This is a genomic window from Leucobacter coleopterorum (assembly GCF_011382985.1).
Classification (GTDB): Bacteria; Actinomycetota; Actinomycetes; order Actinomycetales; family Microbacteriaceae; genus Leucobacter; species Leucobacter coleopterorum.
In genome coordinates, this window is record NZ_CP049933.1 from 2,226,841 (window position 1) to 2,244,979 (window position 18,139).

General features: G+C 61.8%; 20 protein-coding genes and 1 pseudogene. 13 read left to right on the forward strand and 8 right to left on the reverse strand.

The annotated features are described in order from the left end of the window. Positions 1–37: 37 nt before the first annotated feature. From G7066_RS10495 to G7066_RS10505, 3 genes and pseudogenes are all read right to left on the reverse strand, one after another. Positions 38–427 carry a type II toxin-antitoxin system VapC family toxin gene (locus tag G7066_RS10495; RefSeq protein WP_166330976.1) on the reverse strand — a complete coding sequence of 130 codons (390 nt, stop codon included), beginning with the start codon at positions 425–427 and terminating at the stop codon, positions 38–40. Then, complete coding sequence (locus G7066_RS10500; RefSeq protein ID WP_166330977.1) at positions 424–687, reverse strand: type II toxin-antitoxin system VapB family antitoxin; 264 nt, start codon at positions 685–687, stop codon at positions 424–426. The genes G7066_RS10495 and G7066_RS10500 overlap by 4 nt, the downstream gene beginning before the upstream one ends. A gap of 187 nt (positions 688–874) precedes the next feature. Continuing rightward, a pseudogene (locus G7066_RS10505) lies at positions 875–2,781 on the reverse strand (FAD-dependent monooxygenase). 131 nt (positions 2,782–2,912) lie between these two features. On the opposite strand from G7066_RS10505, the gene G7066_RS10510 reads away from it, so the two are divergent. The 4 genes from G7066_RS10510 (at position 2,913) to G7066_RS17935 (ending at position 5,659) form a co-directional block, all read left to right on the forward strand. Beyond that, positions 2,913–3,632: an IclR family transcriptional regulator gene (locus G7066_RS10510; RefSeq protein ID WP_166330978.1), complete on the forward strand. Its 720-nt coding sequence runs from the start codon at positions 2,913–2,915 to the stop codon at positions 3,630–3,632. A gap of 172 nt (positions 3,633–3,804) precedes the next feature. After that, positions 3,805–4,200, forward strand: coding sequence for a thiamine pyrophosphate-binding protein (locus G7066_RS17925; protein ID WP_425280727.1), 396 nt, complete (start codon positions 3,805–3,807; stop codon positions 4,198–4,200). Beyond that, on the forward strand, positions 4,197–5,345 hold the full coding sequence (locus G7066_RS17930) for a thiamine pyrophosphate-dependent enzyme (RefSeq protein ID WP_166328076.1): 1,149 nt from the start codon (positions 4,197–4,199) through the stop codon (positions 5,343–5,345). The genes G7066_RS17925 and G7066_RS17930 overlap by 4 nt, the downstream gene beginning before the upstream one ends. Then, positions 5,342–5,659 (forward strand): hypothetical protein, encoded by a 318-nt coding sequence (locus tag G7066_RS17935; RefSeq protein WP_166328078.1) that lies wholly within the window; start codon positions 5,342–5,344, stop codon positions 5,657–5,659. The genes G7066_RS17930 and G7066_RS17935 overlap by 4 nt, the downstream gene beginning before the upstream one ends. A gap of 5 nt (positions 5,660–5,664) precedes the next feature. Here G7066_RS17935 and G7066_RS10530 read toward each other — a convergent pair whose 3' ends face one another. Further along, positions 5,665–6,066 carry a DUF1622 domain-containing protein gene (locus G7066_RS10530; RefSeq protein ID WP_166330979.1) on the reverse strand — a complete coding sequence of 134 codons (402 nt, stop codon included), beginning with the start codon at positions 6,064–6,066 and terminating at the stop codon, positions 5,665–5,667. Between the two features lie 34 nt (positions 6,067–6,100). Further along, positions 6,101–6,712 (reverse strand): TetR/AcrR family transcriptional regulator, encoded by a 612-nt coding sequence (locus tag G7066_RS10535; protein WP_166330980.1) that lies wholly within the window; start codon positions 6,710–6,712, stop codon positions 6,101–6,103. A gap of 119 nt (positions 6,713–6,831) precedes the next feature. Between G7066_RS10535 and G7066_RS10540 the strand changes: the two genes are divergently transcribed. From G7066_RS10540 to G7066_RS10575, 9 genes are all read left to right on the forward strand, one after another. Then, on the forward strand, positions 6,832–7,833 hold the full coding sequence (locus G7066_RS10540) for a phosphotransferase enzyme family protein (RefSeq protein ID WP_166330981.1): 1,002 nt from the start codon (positions 6,832–6,834) through the stop codon (positions 7,831–7,833). Positions 7,834–7,845: 12 nt separating this feature from the next. Next, on the forward strand, positions 7,846–9,114 hold the full coding sequence (locus G7066_RS10545; RefSeq protein ID WP_166330982.1) for an aspartate aminotransferase family protein: 1,269 nt from the start codon (positions 7,846–7,848) through the stop codon (positions 9,112–9,114). A 97-nt stretch (positions 9,115–9,211) separates the two neighbouring features. Continuing rightward, positions 9,212–10,174, forward strand: coding sequence for an AraC-like ligand-binding domain-containing protein (locus G7066_RS10550; RefSeq protein WP_166330983.1), 963 nt, complete (start codon positions 9,212–9,214; stop codon positions 10,172–10,174). 183 nt (positions 10,175–10,357) lie between these two features. After that, positions 10,358–11,200 (forward strand): MoaF C-terminal domain-containing protein, encoded by an 843-nt coding sequence (locus tag G7066_RS10555; protein ID WP_166330984.1) that lies wholly within the window; start codon positions 10,358–10,360, stop codon positions 11,198–11,200. A 41-nt stretch (positions 11,201–11,241) separates the two neighbouring features. Continuing rightward, positions 11,242–12,426: an ABC transporter substrate-binding protein gene (locus G7066_RS10560; protein ID WP_166330985.1), complete on the forward strand. Its 1,185-nt coding sequence runs from the start codon at positions 11,242–11,244 to the stop codon at positions 12,424–12,426. Positions 12,427–12,481: 55 nt separating this feature from the next. Continuing rightward, positions 12,482–13,357, forward strand: coding sequence for a branched-chain amino acid ABC transporter permease (locus G7066_RS10565; protein WP_166289591.1), 876 nt, complete (start codon positions 12,482–12,484; stop codon positions 13,355–13,357). After that, positions 13,344–14,096 (forward strand): branched-chain amino acid ABC transporter permease, encoded by a 753-nt coding sequence (locus tag G7066_RS16245; RefSeq protein WP_244302916.1) that lies wholly within the window; start codon positions 13,344–13,346, stop codon positions 14,094–14,096. Before G7066_RS10565 ends, G7066_RS16245 begins: the two co-directional genes overlap by 14 nt. Beyond that, positions 14,096–15,106: an ABC transporter ATP-binding protein gene (locus G7066_RS16250; RefSeq protein ID WP_244302917.1), complete on the forward strand. Its 1,011-nt coding sequence runs from the start codon at positions 14,096–14,098 to the stop codon at positions 15,104–15,106. Before G7066_RS16245 ends, G7066_RS16250 begins: the two co-directional genes overlap by 1 nt. Then, positions 15,103–15,798, forward strand: a complete 696-nt coding sequence (locus tag G7066_RS10575; protein WP_166330986.1) for an ABC transporter ATP-binding protein — start codon at positions 15,103–15,105, stop codon at positions 15,796–15,798. Before G7066_RS16250 ends, G7066_RS10575 begins: the two co-directional genes overlap by 4 nt. 10 nt (positions 15,799–15,808) lie before the next feature. On the opposite strand, the gene G7066_RS10580 is transcribed toward G7066_RS10575, so the two are convergent. The 3 genes from G7066_RS10580 to G7066_RS10590 all read right to left on the reverse strand — a co-directional run bounded on the left by G7066_RS10580 (position 15,809) and on the right by G7066_RS10590 (position 17,941). Further along, on the reverse strand, positions 15,809–16,477 hold the full coding sequence (locus G7066_RS10580) for a DJ-1/PfpI family protein (protein WP_166330987.1): 669 nt from the start codon (positions 16,475–16,477) through the stop codon (positions 15,809–15,811). 664 nt (positions 16,478–17,141) lie between these two features. Beyond that, the gene (locus G7066_RS10585; protein WP_166330988.1) at positions 17,142–17,429 is read right to left on the reverse strand and encodes a hypothetical protein; all 288 of its coding nucleotides are present in this window, start codon (positions 17,427–17,429) and stop codon (positions 17,142–17,144) included. Beyond that, entirely contained in the window at positions 17,426–17,941 is a 516-nt protein-coding gene (locus G7066_RS10590; protein WP_166330989.1) for a 13E12 repeat family protein, read from the reverse strand. Before G7066_RS10590 ends, G7066_RS10585 begins: the two co-directional genes overlap by 4 nt. Positions 17,942–18,139: the final 198 nt, after the last annotated feature.

Sequence of the window (18,139 nt, forward strand, 5' to 3'; positions counted from 1 at the left end):
GATCTAGTTGGATCTCGGGCCCCAGTCGTCCCCAGCTTTATTTGTGAACAACCATCACATCGGTGTGCACGAAGTCATCGCCAACGAAGAGCAAGGGTTCTCCCTGGGCTTTGGCAAGAGCATAGGAATAGGCGTCACCCAAGTTCAGTTTCGCCCGATGTCCGCTGCCTCGTCCAAATTGTTGATACGCAGCGGCTGCGAACTTCGCTTGTTTAGTGTCAAACGGAATAATTTGCACACTGAAAACCCGCAATAAATCGTCCACGAGACTCTGCTGCTCTTGGGTACGCGCCAAGACTGCACAGGTTTCCACGTAGCTCGCGGCAGACATACTTGGCGCAGGTTCTGCGACCAACACTTCCACAAGAGCTTCGAATCCCGGCTCCTGACGAAGCACTGCTACAACCACTGACGTGTCAATAATCACGCAGGAAGCCCCGTCTTTGGATCATAAAGTTCTTGCTCCGCACGACGGGAACTCGCAATGGCTTCCGGCGTGAAGATACTCTGAGCCCGCGCAAGCAATGCTCTAATCGCTGGCCCACGCGTGCCCCAGTCATCGGTTTCAAGTTCGTGGAGACGGCGTTCCACGGCGTCATCGACGGCAGCGGTCTGACTCATGCCAGTGAGCGCGGCCAAGCGTCTCACCTTCGCGTGCGTCATTTCATTCTTGATGTTCAAGGACATACCCTGATTCTACCTTTTGGATCCATTGCGGTCTACCCTCGAAATAAGCGCCAGGATCTACCGTCAGCGTGGACACGCTTTCGTCCACTCTGGCGTTCCATGACAGTATCGGGTCATGAAACAACAGATCTGTGCATAACCCACAGGCAATGCTGCCTGTGGGCGAAGCGGCCAACCCCTTTGAGCCTTAGCGCTCCAGGAACGTCTGAGCAAAGAAGTCAGACAACTCCTGAGTCGCCGACAGCGGGAAGATGCCCGCGACGTAGTGGTCGGGGCGAACGACCACAACGGCACCGTCGCGACTCACACCGCGTTGCTCGAAGATGTCGTCATCAGCCTTTGCAGCGTAGATCTTTTCGTAGTCAACGAGCTGGAACGGGCCCGACAGCGGCAGGAACACCTTCGACACTTTCGAGATATCAACGGAGTGGTGATCCTGCTGGTACACGGCCTTCACATCGAACACTGAATCAACGTCGGCACCGAGCGGTGTGAAGCGTTGCAGCGGCGAGTCCTTCGAACCGAGCATCCACTCGGCCCACTGATCCAGCGCCTCGCCACCCACATCTGCGAAGGCGTAGACACGATAGCGACCGTCTGCGCGGTGGTGGTGCCCAATGTGCACGTCGACCGCGTCAGAAACACGGGTTGTAATAACAGACTTGAAGCGCTTGCCGATCGGGAAGCCCGTTGCCAACTCCTGGTGAGCACCCGGTCGCGTCAGCATCGACTCCGTGTACTCAGTCATGAACCCGGCTGGGAACTCCGCCGTCTGCACGTAGAACTCTTCCAGCTGCTTGGGCGAGTCAAACTCCTCGGGCTTGCGCGCCATGAGTCCCGACCACTCGCGGTCGAAATCGATGAGGTTCTGCGCGGTCACGCGGCGCTCGTCCGAGTAGGTCCGCAGCAGTGACTCCGGACTGCGCCCCTCAAGCACATACCCGAGCTTCCAGCCGAGATTCCAACCGTCCTGCATTGACACGTTCATGCCCTGACCCGCCTTGGCACTGTGCGTGTGGCAGGCGTCGCCCATCAAAAAGACGCGTGGTTTGCCATCGGGCGACGTTGCGGCATCGTCGAAACGGTTGGTGACACGATGGGCCACCTCGTACACACTGTGCCAGGGCACGTTGCGCACATCGAGGGTGTAGGGGTGCAGGATCGCGTTCGCCTGCTGAATGACCTCTTCGAGCGAGGTCTCACGCACCTTGCCACCGTCGTTCTCATCAACCTCACCAAGATCGACATAGATGCGGCAGAGGTGGTTGCCCTCGCGCGGGATGTGGAGGATACTGCCCGCCTCAGAGTGAATGATGCACTTCTTGCGAATATCGGGGAAATCTGTGACCGAGAGCACATCCATGACACCCCACGCGTGGAAGGACTGGTCTCCCTCGAGCGCACCCCCGATTGAGTGACGCACGGCTGAGCGAGCACCGTCAGCGCCGATCACATACTTCGCCCGCACGGTGATCTCTCCGGCGTCGCCGCCCCCCGCGGCACGCTCGGTGTTGATGCCAGCGCCACTGTAACCGGAGACCCGACGCAGTGTCACCTCGACGGGATACTCCCCTCGCCCGTCACGTTGAGCCCAACAAACTCGTAACCGTAGTCAACCTCGCCGCGCGCGGGTGAGTATCGCGCGTACTGCGCGAAGTAATCGATCACACGTGCCTGGTTCACAATCAGGTGAGGGAACTCACTAATCCCCGTCGGATCATCGGGTGTAACAGAACTGCGCACGATGTTTTCGGGCTGCGCGGGATCGGGGCTCCAGAAACAGGTCTCGGTGATCTGGTAAGCCTCTTTGATGATCTCTTCTGCGAAGCCAAATGCCTGGAACGTTTCCACACTGCGCGCCTGGATCCCGTCGGCCTGCCCCAGCACGAGACGACCGTCGCGGCGCTCAACAACGCGCGTTACAACGCTCGGAAACTGTGCCAACTGGGCCGCGGCCACAATACCTGCCGGACCCGAACCGACGATGAGCACGTCAATCTCTGCGGGTAGGTCGCTCGGACGGTCAAGGCCTACGCCAGCGGCCGGTTCGATTCGGGGATCAGTTGACACGTATCCGTGGTGGTGGAACTGCATTGTTACTCCTTCACGCGGGGAATGTTGTTCACTATCTGAATAGCAAGTCTGAATATCGCACACTCAGCATAAACGGCGGCGCGCGATCCCACAACACCCATTCTGCTCCTGGTATCGGGAAGAATAGTGACATGACCGAATCTCGCGCTGAGGGACAAGCCACCGCTGGCTCCCAGACGCTGTCCCGCGGACTCCAGGCCCTGGAACTACTCGCCGATGCGGAATCACCCATCTCAATCAGCGAGTTCGCAGAACGACTCGGGGTACATCGCTCAAACGCCTACAGGATCCTGCGCACCCTCGAGCAGCACCGCTTCGTTATTCGCGACAGCGCAGGTCTCATTCGCCTCGGCCCCAAAGTCACCGCACTCGCCCGTGGAGTTGCACCCGCGCTGCACACCGCCGCAATGCCCGCCGTCACTGAACTCGCCTATACAGTTGGCATGACGGCATTCCTCACCGTGCTCGATGCCAACGAGGTTGTCACACTCATGACCGTCGAACCGACCAACGTCGAGGCGACCATCGCACGCGACCCAGGCGTCAGCCACACGGTCGACCGCGGTGCTCCCGGGCGAGCCATCGAATCTTCACTGAGCGCCATCGAGCGCGAAACTCTGCTTGGCAGCCCTGAGTTCAGTGAAGCCGTGCTCAATACAAAACAGCAGGGCTACGCTGTAAGCCGCCACGAGGTGGTGAACGGTGTCAGCAGCGTGGCAGTCCCGATCCGCATTCCGGGCGAACCACCCGCGGCAATCGCGATCGTGCACTTCAACCTGCCGGATCCGCTCGACGAGGTCGTCGCCAAACTCAAAAACGCAGCCGAGCGGATCGCGCAAAACTACCGCTGATATCTTTCACGTCAGTGACACGCTACCCGTAAGATGTAATCGTCCAGCACGGTCGGCTCTCGCCCGATCTGGCCGGCAAAGGCGCTCGAAAAAGGGGCGCTGCTGCTTGGGTAGTGAAACCCAGCGAGACATACACGGATCCAAACCACTCTCATTCAATCAAGGACCTGTGATGTCAGCACCATCAACCAGCACCCTCACCCACGCCGTCGCTCAAGCGCTTGCCCGGCACACCACGCACAGCTTCGGGCTCATGGGCAACGGCAACGCTCACCTTATCGAGCACTTCGCCGAGGTGGGCATTTCGTACACTGCCGTGCGCCACGAGGCCGGCACCGTTGCCGCAGCGGACGCCTTCACTCGCGTTTCGGGCCAGCTCGCCATTGCGACAACCACTTACGGCGCCGGATTCACCAACACGCTGACCGCCCTCGCCGAGGCGGCCCAAGCCCGCACTCCCATGCTGGTGGTGGTCGGTGAGGCACCCAGCGACGGCCCTCGCCCTGGGACGTTGACCAAGAGCTGCTCGCCGCGGCCATCGGGGTGCGCACCCACATGCTCTCTGTGACCAACATCGATCGCACGGTGGATCGTGCTGTGTCGTACGCGCTGCGCAGGCGGCGCCCGGTGGTGCTCGGCATCCCCTACGACCTCGTTTCCGCCGAGGTCGTGACCCCCGTCGTTACAACGGGTGCGATCAGCACGGCGGGATCAGGCGATGCCGGCACACAGGGCGGGATCGACCTCAACGACCCGGCCACCATGGCGGCGCTCAGCGCCTCGGTCGCAGATATTCCGAACCCGGTAGCACCTGCTGCCACGGCAACTCCTCGCACCCCACGCCCGTCTGGTGTGGCGGGCCACCAACTGAAATCCGCAATCACTGCACTCAAGGAGGCCGAGCGCCCGCTGATCCTCGCGGGTCGCGGTGCCCACATTTCCGGCGCGGCCGCTGAGTTGAATGAACTCGCAGACACCCTCGGTGCAGTCACCGCCACAACGGCCCTCGCGCGCGGCATCTTCTCTGCCGAGCAGTACGATCTGGGGATCACCGGCGGTTTTGGTCAGGATCGCGCAATGGCCGTGATCACAGAGGCTGACGTTGTGGTTGTTGTCGGTGCCAGCCTCAACCAGTTCACCATGCGCTTCGGTGAGCTATTTGGGCCGGGAACGACCGTCATTCGCATCGACGACGACCAGGTGAACCCACCGAAATCAAAAACTCCGATCACCCATCTTCTGCTGCAGGGTGACGCGAAGGAGCTGCTGGGGTCGCTACTCGACCCGCTCACCGAATCAGACGTGGCGTCCAGCGGCTGGCGCGAGCGCGTAGCCGGCCTGGAACCCGGAGGCGCCCTGCGCACACGCAGCGACGGACTCGAGCAGCACCCGGACGGCCTCTGCACTGACGGCCGGCTCGATCCACGCAGTGTCGCCACCCGCATCGGCGAGCTTCTGCCTGCGGATCGCCACGTGACGACCGATGGCGGACACTTCATCGGCTGGGCCAACATGTACTGGCCGGTCACATCACCCGAGCGCATGATCATGGTCGGCACCGCCTATCAGACCATCGGGCTCGGGTTTCCAACGGTTGCGGGCGTTGCTGCCGCGGCAGCCGGGACAACCGTCGTGTTGAGCACGGGCGACGGTGGCGGGCTTATGGCGCTCGCGGATCTCGAAACCGCGATCCGCACGGCCCCAGCTGCGTGATCGTCGTCTGGAACGACGGCGCCTACGGAGCCGAGGTACACCTCTACGGCGCGATGGGGCTCGACGAGACCCCCATGCTGATCCCCGACGTCGATTTTGCGGGCATGGCATCGGCGCTCGGCGCTCTCGGCATCACCGTGCGATCGCTTGCGGATCTCGACGCGCTCGAAGAGTGGGTGAGCTCAGGATCAAGCGGCACGATCCTGCTCGACTGCCGTGTCTCTCGCAGTGTTGTGGCCGAGTACCAGCGCGAGATTCAACGCGTCAACGGGGTCGAGGTCACCCTCGTCGAGACTGAATCCCCCGCCGACTAAATCTCCTACTGCGCCGAGCGGGTGTCTTCGGTGATGGCGCCCGCCAATACCTGACCACCGCTCGTGAGAAGCGCGCGACGCCAAGGCAGCACCCCGTCGATCTCGATCTGGATCGACATGCTGAGGATCGTTCGGATCACAACGATGAGGCCCAGCACAGCTGCAACCTCAAGGCTCGGGGCCGAGAGTGTGTGGATAATGTCGGCTGCGACGAAGATTTCAAGACCAAGCAGGATCGAACCTCCGATCGAGGTGCGGAGAGTCTGGTAGGCCGCCTTGCCGCCCTTCCCACGACTCAGCGCGCGCACAGCAAGCACGGCCGCGATCCCGAACCCGACGACCACAACGACGACCCCGATAATTTCAATCACCGAGACAACGCCCGCAGACAGCTCTTCAGTCTCCATGGCCCCAGCGTACCGCGAAGCTCGCGGCGATAAATCAGGCGGCCAGGCCTCGCAGCAGGATTCCGAAGGCAGCGTGTGCCTGGTGGGGATCTTGCTGGCCCGCCGATACTCCCGCTGCAGCCTCGCGCAGTGCACCCACGAGGAGCAGCGCGACCGCAGCCACGTCGATCGCCGGGTCCACTTGGCCACTGCGCTGTGCAGCAGTCAGCGTCTCCCGGATCATGGCCGCACTTGCTCCCGAGCCGATGCCACGTTCGACCCCCGAGACAATCAACGTTGGGCCGGACACGTTGTAGAAGTGACCGATATTCGGGTCCGCAGCCAGCCGAAACATCTCACGAGCGTGGGCCGCAAGCTGTGCCTGCCAGTCTTCTGCCGCCGAAACCTCAGCGCGGGTGCGCTCCGCGAGTTCACTGCCGAGCCGGGCATAGGCAGCACGCAATAGTTCGTCTCTGCCACCGGGAAAGTGAGCGTAGATGGTGCCCCGGGAGATGCCAGAAACGGCCGATACCCGCTCGATAGTGGTGTCGGCGAGGCCAACATCTCGAATCACAACGAGCGCCGCGTCAACGAGCTCGGTTTGGGTGCGCTGTCGTCTGCGATCGCGCAGGCTGAGGGGCGCAGCACTCTCAATGCCGATGGTCATGCACCTCAGTCTAAGTGCAACAGCACAAAACTTACACCGCAAGTTCAAATACTATACTTTGAGTATAGATTTTGCCCGCGATGCGTGTTAGCGTATGTGCATCGACCGAAAGGAATGGCATGGTCAACGTAGATCTCGCAGCCGCCGAGGAGCTCGCCCGAGAGGCGCTCACCACGTACGGCATCACCGCTGATACGCCCCTCCAGCTCCTCAAAAACCGTGAGAACTTCGTGTTTTCCCTCAGCAGCAACGGCAGCCAGTACGTGCTGCGCGTGCACCGCCAGGGATACCACTCAGACGCCGAGCTCGGCTGCGAACTCGACTTCGTGCGTGCGCTGCACCGCGAAGGCGTTGCGGTTCCCGGGTTCTGTGAGGCACCCGATGGCCGCGGATTCTGCACCGTCGGGCACAACCACCCGGCCGGAGTACACCAGGTCGACCTTCAGTTACTGATCCCCAACCAGGGCAACTTCGGCGACGAGCGCACTGCCGTCGATGGCACAGCCACTATCGACGCGGCTGATTTCGCCGAGCTCGGTGGACTGATTGCGCAGGTGCACGAAGCAACGGATCGCTCAGGGTATCGAATGGCCGTGCCGCGCGATGACTGGGATCTCGACGGCCTCGTCGGAGAAGCGCCCGCCTGGGGCGATCCGCTGCAACTTGCCGAGCTCGCCGGTGAGGATCGTCAGATCGTTCAGTCGGGCATCGCCCGGATTCGCGAGGTGCTGGGCGACTACGGCAGCCCCACGCATCGTTTTGGCCCAATCCACGCGGATCTGACACCCGAGAACGTGCTGCGCACCGAAGCGGGCCTCGTGCTCATCGATTTTGACGACTTCGCGGCGGGCTGGCACCTTTTTGACCTCGCAACCGCGCTGCACTTTTTTGTGCCGCACCCCCGCTACGCAGAGTACAAGAAAGCCCTCTTCGCTGGCTACGAGGCCATTCGCCCCCTCGACGCCGCCGACCACGAGGTCTTCCCGGCAATCCTGCTCGCCCGTAGCCTCACCTACCTGGGCTGGGCCTCGGATCGCCGCGGCGAGCCCACCGCAGAGTGGCTTGCCTCAGACGTACTGCCATACACCGTGCGCCTCGCTCGTGAACTTCTTGCCAACTAAAGGACGCTGCACATGACCTCCAATGCCGAACTGATCGCACGTCGCAACACCACGATCGGCCCCTACTCCCCGCTCTTCTATACTGAGCCCCTACAGATGGTGTCGGCCAAGGGGGTGTGGCTCACCGAGGCGAACGGCGACCGCTACCTTGACGGATACAACAACGTACCTCACGTCGGCCACAGCAACGACCGGGTTGTTCGCGCCCTGTGCAAGCAGGCGGCGACCCTCAACATCAATACGCGCTATCTCAACTCGCGCATCGTTGACTATTCTGAGCGGCTACTCAGCACGTTTGGGCACGGTCTCGATCGGGTGTTCTACGGCAACTCGGGGTCTGAGGCGAATGAACTTGCGCTCAGGATCGCGAGACAGCACACCGGCGCGACCGGCCTGATCGTCTCCGACTACAGCTATCACGGCACCACCATCTCGCTCGCAGAGATGACCACGGGACTCAAAACCCGCGAGCCGCTCGGCGCTCACGTGCGCACGCTCAGGATCCCGGACCTCGACCGCGATCCGCGCCCCGAGGCGGAGGTGCTCGCCGACACCCTGGCCGAGCTTGACACGGCCATTGAGTCGCTACAGGAGGCCGGTTTTGGCGTCTCGGCCTGCCTCTTCGACCCGCTATTCTCGACAGAGGGCATGCCGCGGTTACCCGAGGGGCTGGTGCCAGCAATTGTTTCCCGCGTGCGTGCTGCCGGCGGTCTCGTGATCGCTGACGAAGTGCAGAGTGGGTTTGGCCGCACCGGCACCCACCTGTGGGGGCACGATCACGCCGGCATGATCCCGGATCTCGTGACGATGGGCAAGCCGATGGGCAACGGGCACCCCATGTCTGCGGTAGTCACGAGCGAGGCCATGCTCGACGAGTTTGGCTCGCACAATGAGTTTTTCAACACCTTCGCCGGTAATCCGGTCTCGGCAGCGGTCGGAGAAGCCGTGCTGCTTGAGATGGAGGAAGAACAGCTCATGCAGCGAGCAGCCACCCTGGGCGAGCGCGCCCTCGTGTCGTTCCGTGAGTTCGCGGATCGCCACGACTTCGTGCGCACGGCGAAGGGCTCCGGACTGTTTCTTGGCCTTGATTTTGCGATTGACGGCGAGCCCGCTCCTCAACTTGCCAAGCAGGTAGTTGAGGCCATGAAGAAGCGCAAAGTGCTGATTTCACGGATCGGTCGAAACGAGAGTGTGTTGAAGGTTCGTCCACCCCTCGCGTTCGGCCCGCAAGAGCTTCCCCTGTTGCTTGAGGCGCTCGACGGCGCACTCTCAGAGGTTTAGGTGTAGTCTCTCGGCAAAGGTGTGGGCTTATTACGAGCACAATTCTTGACCATCACCGCACAGTCGCGGTGAAGGATCACAATTCGAGGTGATACGCATGCAAACAGCACAGTCTCAAAACCTTTCACGATTGACCGCTCCCCCTGCGCAGGCCGACAGCCTCGCCGCGTTCCGCAGCCAGGTCTCTGCGTCGTTTGTACCGCTGCGCATCAGCACTGAGCGGCCGGAACCGTTTGCAGCCCGCATGTCGTCCGCAGACGCCGACAGTGTGGTCTTCACCGAGGTAGTGGCGCGCCCCCACCTCGTTGAGCGCACACCCGAGACGATTGCGAGCGGCGGCAGCGGCTACTACAAGGTGAGTCTGTTGCTGTCGGGCAGCAGCATCCTTGTTCAAGACGGCAAAGAACTCATCATGCGGCCCGGAGACCTGTCAATCTACGACACCTCGCGCCCCTACTCGCTGTTGTTCGGCGAGGAGTTTCGCAACCTCATCATGATGTTTCCAAAGGACCGGCTGGAGCTACCGATCCCGTTCACAGAGCAGCTCACCGCCGTATCACTCGGACAGCAGCACAACGGGCTGGCGCAGATCCTGACCGCATTTTTGTCGCAGTTTCCCGCTCAACTCACGGCGCTCGACACCCGCGTGCGCACGAAACTCGCGCATACCAGCCTTGATTTGCTGGGCACCATGCTGTCGAGCATCCTCGATGCTGACCCGGTGCAGCGCGACCCGCATCAGGTGCTGCTGCAGAAAATCTACTCCTACGTCGACCAGAACCTTTCGTCGCCGACGCTATCGCCGGGCAGCATCGCGGCCGCACACTACATTTCAACGCGGCACCTGCACGCGCTCTTCCGTCAGGCAGACACGACCGTCTCAACCTGGATTCGCGAGCGACGACTCGATCGCTGCCGCACCGACCTGCTGGATCCGGTGCTCGCAGACCGCGCGATTTCATCGATCGCCGCCCGCTGGGGTTTCACCGACGCGGCGCACTTTAGTCGTGTGTTCAAGGCGGCCTACGGCGTCTCACCAAGCGAGATTCGACGCACATAAGTAACCCTTCCGTAACACTGATTGACGAGCAGGGCACGATCCTTGTCTCAGACGGAACTGAGCACTCCACTCGGGCGCACAACTCCTTACAGTGAGGAGTGACGCTCAAGCACCGACGCTTGCCACATAAGATTCTTCGGAGTTCGGGTGTCATACCTTCAAACTCCGAGAGGATCTGGGCCAATGACGACCCTGAACATTGACACCCCTACAGCCGAGGCCATCGCAGCTGACACTGTTGCTGCGGACCCCAACGAGTGGCGCAGTTACGACGAGTTCGCTGCCGGCATTGACACCTTCCGCCTTCCCAACGTTGATCTGGCAGGCACGACGCTCTCACTCACACTCGATGATGGCACTCGGATCGACCTGGCCTTCGACGCCGACACCGTTCGCTGGAGCGCACGCGGCAGCATTTCTACCGATGGTGAACTCAGCGATCCCTACGACGCCGTGCGTGTGCGAGGCGACGTTGTGTTCGTCAATCTGCCGATCGAGTCGCGAGAGCGCGAAGCCATCACGATCGTGTATTCAGATTCGACGCACCGTGCGCTCGTCTCGCGCTCCGAGATCGCTGAGGTCGCAGTTGAGGGCGAGCCCCAGGTCGGCCAGACCTTCTGGTCGGGTGTCACCGACCGTGGCGAGGCCACGGGCGAAGTACCTGGCCCTTCCCGCGACCTGATCGGCAAGCGGAACCTCTACCGCTACAGCCCACACCACCTCTACGAGCACGTCTACATCTCAAGCGAGCGGTACGCCTGGCAGTGTGTGCAGGGTGTGCAACGCGGGCACGGCGACATGGACATGTCGACCGTATGGAAGTTTGCGGACGGTCTCTACCTGTTCTGCTTCCGCGAGTTCCGCATCGCCGTCGCGAGCGTCTGGCTGCATGACCTCGGATATCAGCTCATGACCACGGGCATCTTCCTCGGGATCAACGGCGACGGTCATGCCGAGCACTCGCGCGCTGGCGGCCACATCTATCCCATCGGGTCCGTCGACTACCCCGACGTGCAGCCGGTCTAAGACCCCAACCTTTTACCTTGAACCATCTGAGAGGCAACACCATGAAAAAACGAATTGTTAGCTTCGCCGCGATGGCCGCGGTCGCGGCTCTCGCGCTCTCCGGCTGTGCCGGTAGTGATGACGGTGGCGGCGAGGGCGCCCCCATCAAGATCGGCTCCGTGAACACACTGAGCGGCGCGGCGACGTTCCCCGAGGCGTCAGCCGCGGCGAAGGCAGTGTTTGATCGTGTGAACGCCAAGGGCGGCGTAAACGGTCACAAGATCGAGTACAACACCGTCGACGACAAGGGCGATCCCGCATCGGCAACCGCCGCAGCACGCGAGCTCGTTGGCAGCGACGAGGTTGTCGCCCTTGTGGGCGGTGCCTCGCTCATCGAGTGCGAGATCAACAAGGACTATTACAAGCAGGAGGGAGTCTACTCGATTCCCGGCATCGGCGTTGACACCGGCTGCTTTGACTCGCCCAACATCGCACCGGTCAACATCGGCCCGTTCAACGACATGACACTCACGCTGTTGAATGGCTCGGAGAACCTCAAACTCGACAACATCTGCGTGCTGCTCGAGATCGCAGGATCAACCAAACCCGCGTACATGGCAGGCGTTGATCGCTGGACCAAGATCACAGGCAAGAAGCCGCTGCTCATCGATGACACTGTTCCCTACGGCGGCTCGGACTACACGCCGTACATCGTGAAGGCGAAGGAGGCGGGCTGCAAGGCCATCGCCGTCAACGCGATCGAGCCCGACGCTATCGGCCAGGTCAAGGCCGCGCAGGCGCAAGGCTGGGACGACGTCACGTTCTTATTCTTGACAAGCGTTTACAGCGACAACTTCGCGAAGGCCCTCGACTGGACCGGTGCCGGCGCGCACATTCCCGCCGAGTTCTACCCCTTCACCGAGGACAGCGACATCAACGCCGACTGGAAGTCGCTGATGGAGGAGAACAAGATTCCGCTGACCTCGTTCAGCCAGGGCGGATACCTCGCGGCAACGAACTTCTTGAAGGTCGTTGAAGGCATGAAGGGTGACATCACACGGGAGACCGTCGCGAAGGCTCTGAAAGACATGGAGCCGATCGACAACGATATGGTCGCAAGCCCCTACCAGTTCTCGAAGGTCGCGGCTCAAGAGTTCGAGCCCGGCGCATGGCCCGTTGTGCTGAAGTCGGGCACAAACGCCTGGAAGAAGTCCACTGAAGACTGGCTGATGGTTCCGTCGAAGTAACTAGGATCACCATGCGTTCACCTATTCATATTCACTCTCGCAGAAGGGCACCGCTGTGAGCGGCGGCGCCCTTCTGCAGGGCGCTCTCGCCGGGCTCGCGGCGGGCGGACTCTACGCGGTTCTCGCTGTCACGCTCACGCTGATGTCTCGGCTCGTGCGCGTCGTCAACTTCGCACAGGCCGCAACCGGCATGTTCGCGGCCTTCTCTGCCGTCTGGTTTGCGAGTGAGCTCGGGCTGCCAACCTGGCTCGCCACCATTATTGGTGTGCTGGTCGGGGCGCTGCTCAGCGGCATTATCGGGTGGATCGCAGCAACCTGGCTCGCTGAGGCGACGGTCACGCTGCGTTCCGCGATGACCGTGGCGCCTCTGCTCCTGCTGATCTCGCTGTCGTTCATTATCTTTGGCAATAAACCGCAGCCGTTTGCTCCGGTGCTCTCGGGCCCGGCGTTTAAGGTTGCTGGTGTTGTAGTGAGCTGGGTGACCGTCGTGATGGTGGTTCTTGCGATCCTCGTGGCCGTTGCCTGTTCACTACTCTTGCGCCGCACCACGATCGGCACCAAACTTCGTGCCCTCTCGGAGCGCCCCACCACCGCCGAGCTGATCGGCATCGCGGCAAAGCCCCTCTCAATTGGGGTGTGGGCCGTCACCGGCGCGATCTCAGCGATCACCATCATGGTCATCGCCCCCTCGCAGTCAAACGACGCCATCAGTCTGTCGATGCTCATCATCCCAGCTTCGGCGGCCGCACTGCTCGGCGGCTTCAAACGACTCGACCTGGCTGTTGTCGGCGGTCTCGCACTCGGCATGATCACGGGCATTGTCGCCCAGATTCCCGATGTTTCGTTCATCCGCAATTTCATCCCGTTCTTCTTCATTGTCATCTTGCTGCTGTGGTCACAGCGTAAGGAGGTGTGGGATGCTGCTCGCTAATCGTCGTCTTCGCGCGACGCTCCCCATCATTATCGCGGTTGTTGGGCTCGGACTCGGTTGGGCCCTCAGCGTTGGGCTCTCGGGCTACTACGTCTTCCTTGGCATCAGTGCCATCACCGCGATCATTGCGGTCCTCGGCCTGGGAGTGGTGACGGGATCCGCCGGGATCATCGCGCTCTCTCAGCTGACCTTCGCTGCCATCGGCGCGTGGGTTGTTTCTTGGATGAGCTACAACGAAATGCCCGGTGGATTCGCCGTCTGGCTACTCGCGGGTGGCATCGCAGGAGGGCTCGCAGGGATCCTGATCGGATTGCCAGCGCTGCGCTTGCGAGGCGTGAACCTCGCCGTTGTGACGCTCGGCTTCGCGGCCGCGTTTGACGTGATGCTCGTGCAGATCCAGTTCCCCGGTTCGGTTGACGGTGTTGCCGTCGAGCGCCCCGCCCTCTTCTCGAGTGACCGCGAATACTTCTTCTTTGCCCTCATCGTGCTGGTGATCTGCGCCCTCGTGGTGTCGTGGCTGCAGCGCAGCCGCATCGGCAGCAGCTGGAAGGCCGTGGCGTTCTCCGAGCGCGGCACCGCTGCGGTTGGCCAGAGTGTCAGCATGGCGAAACTCTCGGCGTTTGCGGTGAGTGCGGCGCTCGGTGGGGTTTCGGGCGGCCTGCTCGCGGGTCAGGTGCAGCTGCCCTTTGCGTCAAGCTTCTCCCCCTTCAGTCGCTTGCGCTCTACATCCTCGCGGTGATGAGCGGGGCCTACCTGATCGACATGGCCATCTTTGGTGGAGTCCTTTGGGTGCTCGTTCCCGAACTCCTCAAGAAGTGGGGTGTGCCGCAGGACTGGGGTTTTGTGGTGTTCGGTTTGCTCGGGATCCAGGCCCTCACCAGTGGCTCGAACCTCGGTGAGGGCATCCGCGGCATCTTCCGTGCGCGCACGAAGAAGCGCAAAGAAGCCGAGTCTGCGCTTATCGCCGGTGACGTTGGCACGAGTGTGCTCGATGTGTTTGCTGTGCCCGAGGCCGCCGAGCCCGTTCCCGCCGATGCTCCGCCGGTGCTTGAGGTGTCGGGCCTGGGTGTGCAGTTTGGTGCGCTCAAAGCGCTCGACGATGTCTCACTGCGGGTGCGCCCGCGATCCATTATGGGCTTGATCGGGCCGAACGGTGCCGGCAAGTCGACCTTCGTGGACGCGGTTAGCGGGTTCTTGCCGCAGCACACCGGCAAGGTGTTGCTCGAGGGTGAAGACATCACCCGGAAGACCCCCGCCGCGCGGGCTCGCCACGGGCTGCGCCGCACGTTCCAGCAGGATCGTGTGCCGCCGCAGCTCACTGTCGAGTCGTACGTGCGCTTCGTGACGCGCACCCGCATTGACTACGACGAACTGAGCGATGCGCTCACGTTCTTGGGGTGCCCGTCTCCTGAAGAGCGGCTCAGCAACGTTGATGTTGGCACGCGCCGCCTTATTGAGGTCGCCGCAGCCGTGTTGGCGGGCCCCAAGGTGCTGATCCTCGACGAGCCAGCCGCCGGGCTGTCGCACGAGGAGCATCTGCTGTTTGGGCAGCGGCTCTCGCGGATCCCGTCGCGCTTCAACACCGCCATCGTCATCATCGAGCACGATCTCGACCTCGTGCGCACGGTGTGCACCGAGATCACCGTGCTCGACTTTGGCAGGGTGCTCGCGCAGGGGCCGCAGCAGGAAGTACTCGACAACCCGGCCGTGATCGCGGCCTACATGGGAGACGCGGAGATGAGCTCATGAGTGGACTGCAGCTTTCAGGCGTGAGTGTGAGCCGCGGAGCGGGACCCGTTATTTCGGAGGTGAGCCTTTCTCTTGAGGAGGGCAAAATTCTCGCTCTCGTCGGGCCAAACGGCGCCGGTAAAACGAGCTTGTTGGAATCGGTGTCGCGTGTGATCCCTCACACTGCCGGTGATGTGCTGCTCGACGGCCAATCAATCTCGAAGTGGGGTCGTGTGCAGCGATCCCGCGCCGGCATTGCGCACATTGAGCAGGGCCGAGCCATCTTTCCTTCACTCACGGTGCGTGAGAACATCATGCTGACCGCCCGGACGGAACCGGTTTTGCGGGAGGTGCTCGCTTCGTTCCCCGAGTTGGAAAAGCGGATCGACTCGCAGGCGGTGCTGCTCTCCGGTGGTGAGCAGCAGATGGTGGTGCTCGCGCGGGCGTTCGCGTCAAAGCCGCGCTTTCTGCTGATCGACGAGATGTCGCTGGGGCTCGCGCCCGTAGTGTTTATGCGCATTTTGCCGGTGATTCAGAGCATCGCCGCATCGGGTGTTGGTGTGCTGTTGGTCGAGCAATTCACGCACCTCGCACTCGGCATCGCCGACGAGGCCATGGTCGTGTCGAGCGGGCACGTGAGTTACCCGCAGGGACCGGCCAAGGCGCTCGAAGACGACGCCGAGTTGCTGCGACAGGCGTATCTGGGAGGGTAGTTGGGCTCGCTCAGGCCTTCTGCCAGGCGTTGGTGGCTTCCATGAGCTCGTAGAAGTGCATCTCCTCCCCCGTGAGATTGAGTTGTTCCCAAGCGTTGGTGATCCTCTCAGGGTAGAGACCAGTGAGCCGCATCACCTCGGCGGTGAACGCAACAGGATGAATACCACTTGCGGTTGTGATGCCCTGGTCGGTGACCACCGGTGCTGCGACGTAGTTGTCGCCGCCCGCGTAACCTGACATGTCGAGGTAGACCGCTGCGTTCGACGTGTGCTTTCGGTTGTCGAGTAGGCCGCCGCGCGCCATCAGATACGTTGCCCCGCAGATTGCTGCAACGGGAACGGAACGGTCCAGGAGCTTCGCCACCGTTTCGAGCAGACGCTCGTGACCTGCGTCGTAGCGATTACCTCCGGGGATGACCAGGGCGGCGAGGGGTTGGTCTGCGTTGCCGTCGGTGTTGTCAGTGCTGTCGGCCAGGAGTACAAGCTCGGCGAGGTCCGCCGTGGGTCGCACGGGCAGCCCGCCCAGCGATTTCACCTCGTCAAGTCCATCACCGACAAACATGAGCTTGAAGCGCCCGGGTTTGGCTTCTTCGGCCTGCGCAATTTGTGTGGTGAGGTAGGCGTACTCCCAGTCCGCCATGGTCTCGGTTACGTACAGGGCGATGGTGCTGGGTTGCATGGGTGGCTCCTTTTGTTGGGGTTTTGCTTGGCTTGACGTGGTTTGGCTTGACCTGGTTTGGTTTAGCTCTCAGAACGGCTCATCACTAGATGAAACGGCCGCTGTAAACATGACGCGGCTCGGAGGCGAGCTCTTTCGGACTCGCCCTGTCGGCGATATCCAGGTGAGCTCCCCCTCTTTTTGATGGGTGACTTGCCACCCCGAGTTGTGTTTCAGAACGTGGTGACCGCGGCACAGGTGCGCGAGATTATAGGTTGCGGTTGGGCCACCGAGCGCGGCGTCAACAGTGTGATCGAGGTCGCACCGCGACGCAGGAACCTGACAGCCCGGGAATCGGCAGCGCTGATCCCGAACTCGAAGAAGCCTTCGCATTTGCTCGGAGGGGCGGTAGCGGTTTACCGACAAGATTTGGGCGGTGTCTTCTTGAACCGCATTGCCCGTGGCGGAGGTTTGCCCCACGTTCACAACATCCCAGAAATCTGCCGAGCCGAGAAGCCATCTGGCCGAATCATAGTCGACTGGTCCGTAGCCTTCGAGCACCGGAGGAAAGGCTCCATTGGCTTGCCCCGGCGGCCCTTAAGCGCGGACTCATGAACCACAAGTTGCACTTGCGCCTTCACGGCTCCAGCCGCCGCAAACTCTTCGCCCGACTTCCCTCGGAGTACTAGATCAGCCAAAATGTCGGCACGAAGTTCATCTCGCGATCTCTGCGCTGATGCATGCTCCGATATCGCCTCAGAAGAAGCGCTAGCCCCTCAAGCGCGCGGCTCATCCGTGTGAGCCGGTCGTAGATCGCATACGCCTCGGCTGCGGGAAGATGCGCGATCAGATCTGCCATGCCGTCGTCGTGCTCGCGCACGCTCACCCGACATCGTTTGCGCGCCTCTGCATGGCGCTCATCCAGCGAAACCTCGGTGAACTGCTCAGCCAACCGCCGTGCGATTGACTTCAACCGAGAGGGGTCTCCTCAACGGCAAAAGCAAGAACCGCGTTCTCGTAGTCAGCGCGACGCCCTACAGTGCTCGAATCGTCACCCGACCCAATCACGTTTCCTGCGTCGAGAATGACCTCGGCGTGACGGTAAGAAATATGAGCATCTGCTAGCGCTTCGCTCACCCTCGGGTACGCACGATGCAAAAGTTCAGCCTGGCTCAGCTGTCGGTCTACCCCACGCTCGCCAACCCCAAGCACCATTGCGACTTCTGCGCGAACCGCGCGATACGCAAGTTCCCCGCTCTTTCCAGACGGGGTATCGGCACCCAACCCGTCACTCTCAGCAACGGCAAGTTGATACACCTCGGAGAGGATCGCGGTCCGCTCCGCCTCAAGCTCGCGCAATGTTTGTTCGGTCGTCTCAAGACGGTTCATCAGAACACCGAGTGCAAGAACGTAAGGGCTCTGCTCGTCGAAAACTCGACGCACAGACCCCAAAGATCCCATTCCCTGATTCGTGTTGCTGGACATGCCCCAAGCTTCCCAGGGACCTCTGACGTTGATACTGGTAATGCCCCGTTCCAGGGCTGACTCGCCCACTGACTGGCCCCGTGCCTTCAATTTGATCTGTCGTCCAGGAGCGGGGGTTACAGGACCCAGCCAGGCGAGCATGACCTCATAGGAGCCTGGTCAAGAGGCCTCTTCAACGTCCTGTCTGCCCGCCCGGCC

Coding starts and splice junctions, on each gene's coding strand:
- G7066_RS10500 (WP_166330977.1), bottom strand. CDS start 687: ATGTCCTTGAACATCAAGAATGAAATGACGCACGCGAAGGTGAGACGC.
- G7066_RS10510 (WP_166330978.1), top strand. CDS start 2,913: ATGACCGAATCTCGCGCTGAGGGACAAGCCACCGCTGGCTCCCAGACG.
- G7066_RS17925 (WP_425280727.1), top strand. CDS start 3,805: ATGTCAGCACCATCAACCAGCACCCTCACCCACGCCGTCGCTCAAGCG.
- G7066_RS10530 (WP_166330979.1), bottom strand. CDS start 6,066: ATGGAGACTGAAGAGCTGTCTGCGGGCGTTGTCTCGGTGATTGAAATT.
- G7066_RS10535 (WP_166330980.1), bottom strand. CDS start 6,712: ATGACCATCGGCATTGAGAGTGCTGCGCCCCTCAGCCTGCGCGATCGC.
- G7066_RS10540 (WP_166330981.1), top strand. CDS start 6,832: ATGGTCAACGTAGATCTCGCAGCCGCCGAGGAGCTCGCCCGAGAGGCG.
- G7066_RS10545 (WP_166330982.1), top strand. CDS start 7,846: ATGACCTCCAATGCCGAACTGATCGCACGTCGCAACACCACGATCGGC.
- G7066_RS10550 (WP_166330983.1), top strand. CDS start 9,212: ATGCAAACAGCACAGTCTCAAAACCTTTCACGATTGACCGCTCCCCCT.
- G7066_RS10555 (WP_166330984.1), top strand. CDS start 10,358: ATGACGACCCTGAACATTGACACCCCTACAGCCGAGGCCATCGCAGCT.
- G7066_RS10560 (WP_166330985.1), top strand. CDS start 11,242: ATGAAAAAACGAATTGTTAGCTTCGCCGCGATGGCCGCGGTCGCGGCT.
- G7066_RS16245 (WP_244302916.1), top strand. CDS start 13,344: ATGCTGCTCGCTAATCGTCGTCTTCGCGCGACGCTCCCCATCATTATC.
- G7066_RS16250 (WP_244302917.1), top strand. CDS start 14,096: ATGAGCGGGGCCTACCTGATCGACATGGCCATCTTTGGTGGAGTCCTT.
- G7066_RS10575 (WP_166330986.1), top strand. CDS start 15,103: ATGAGTGGACTGCAGCTTTCAGGCGTGAGTGTGAGCCGCGGAGCGGGA.
- G7066_RS10580 (WP_166330987.1), bottom strand. CDS start 16,477: ATGCAACCCAGCACCATCGCCCTGTACGTAACCGAGACCATGGCGGAC.
- G7066_RS10590 (WP_166330989.1), bottom strand. CDS start 17,941: ATGTCCAGCAACACGAATCAGGGAATGGGATCTTTGGGGTCTGTGCGT.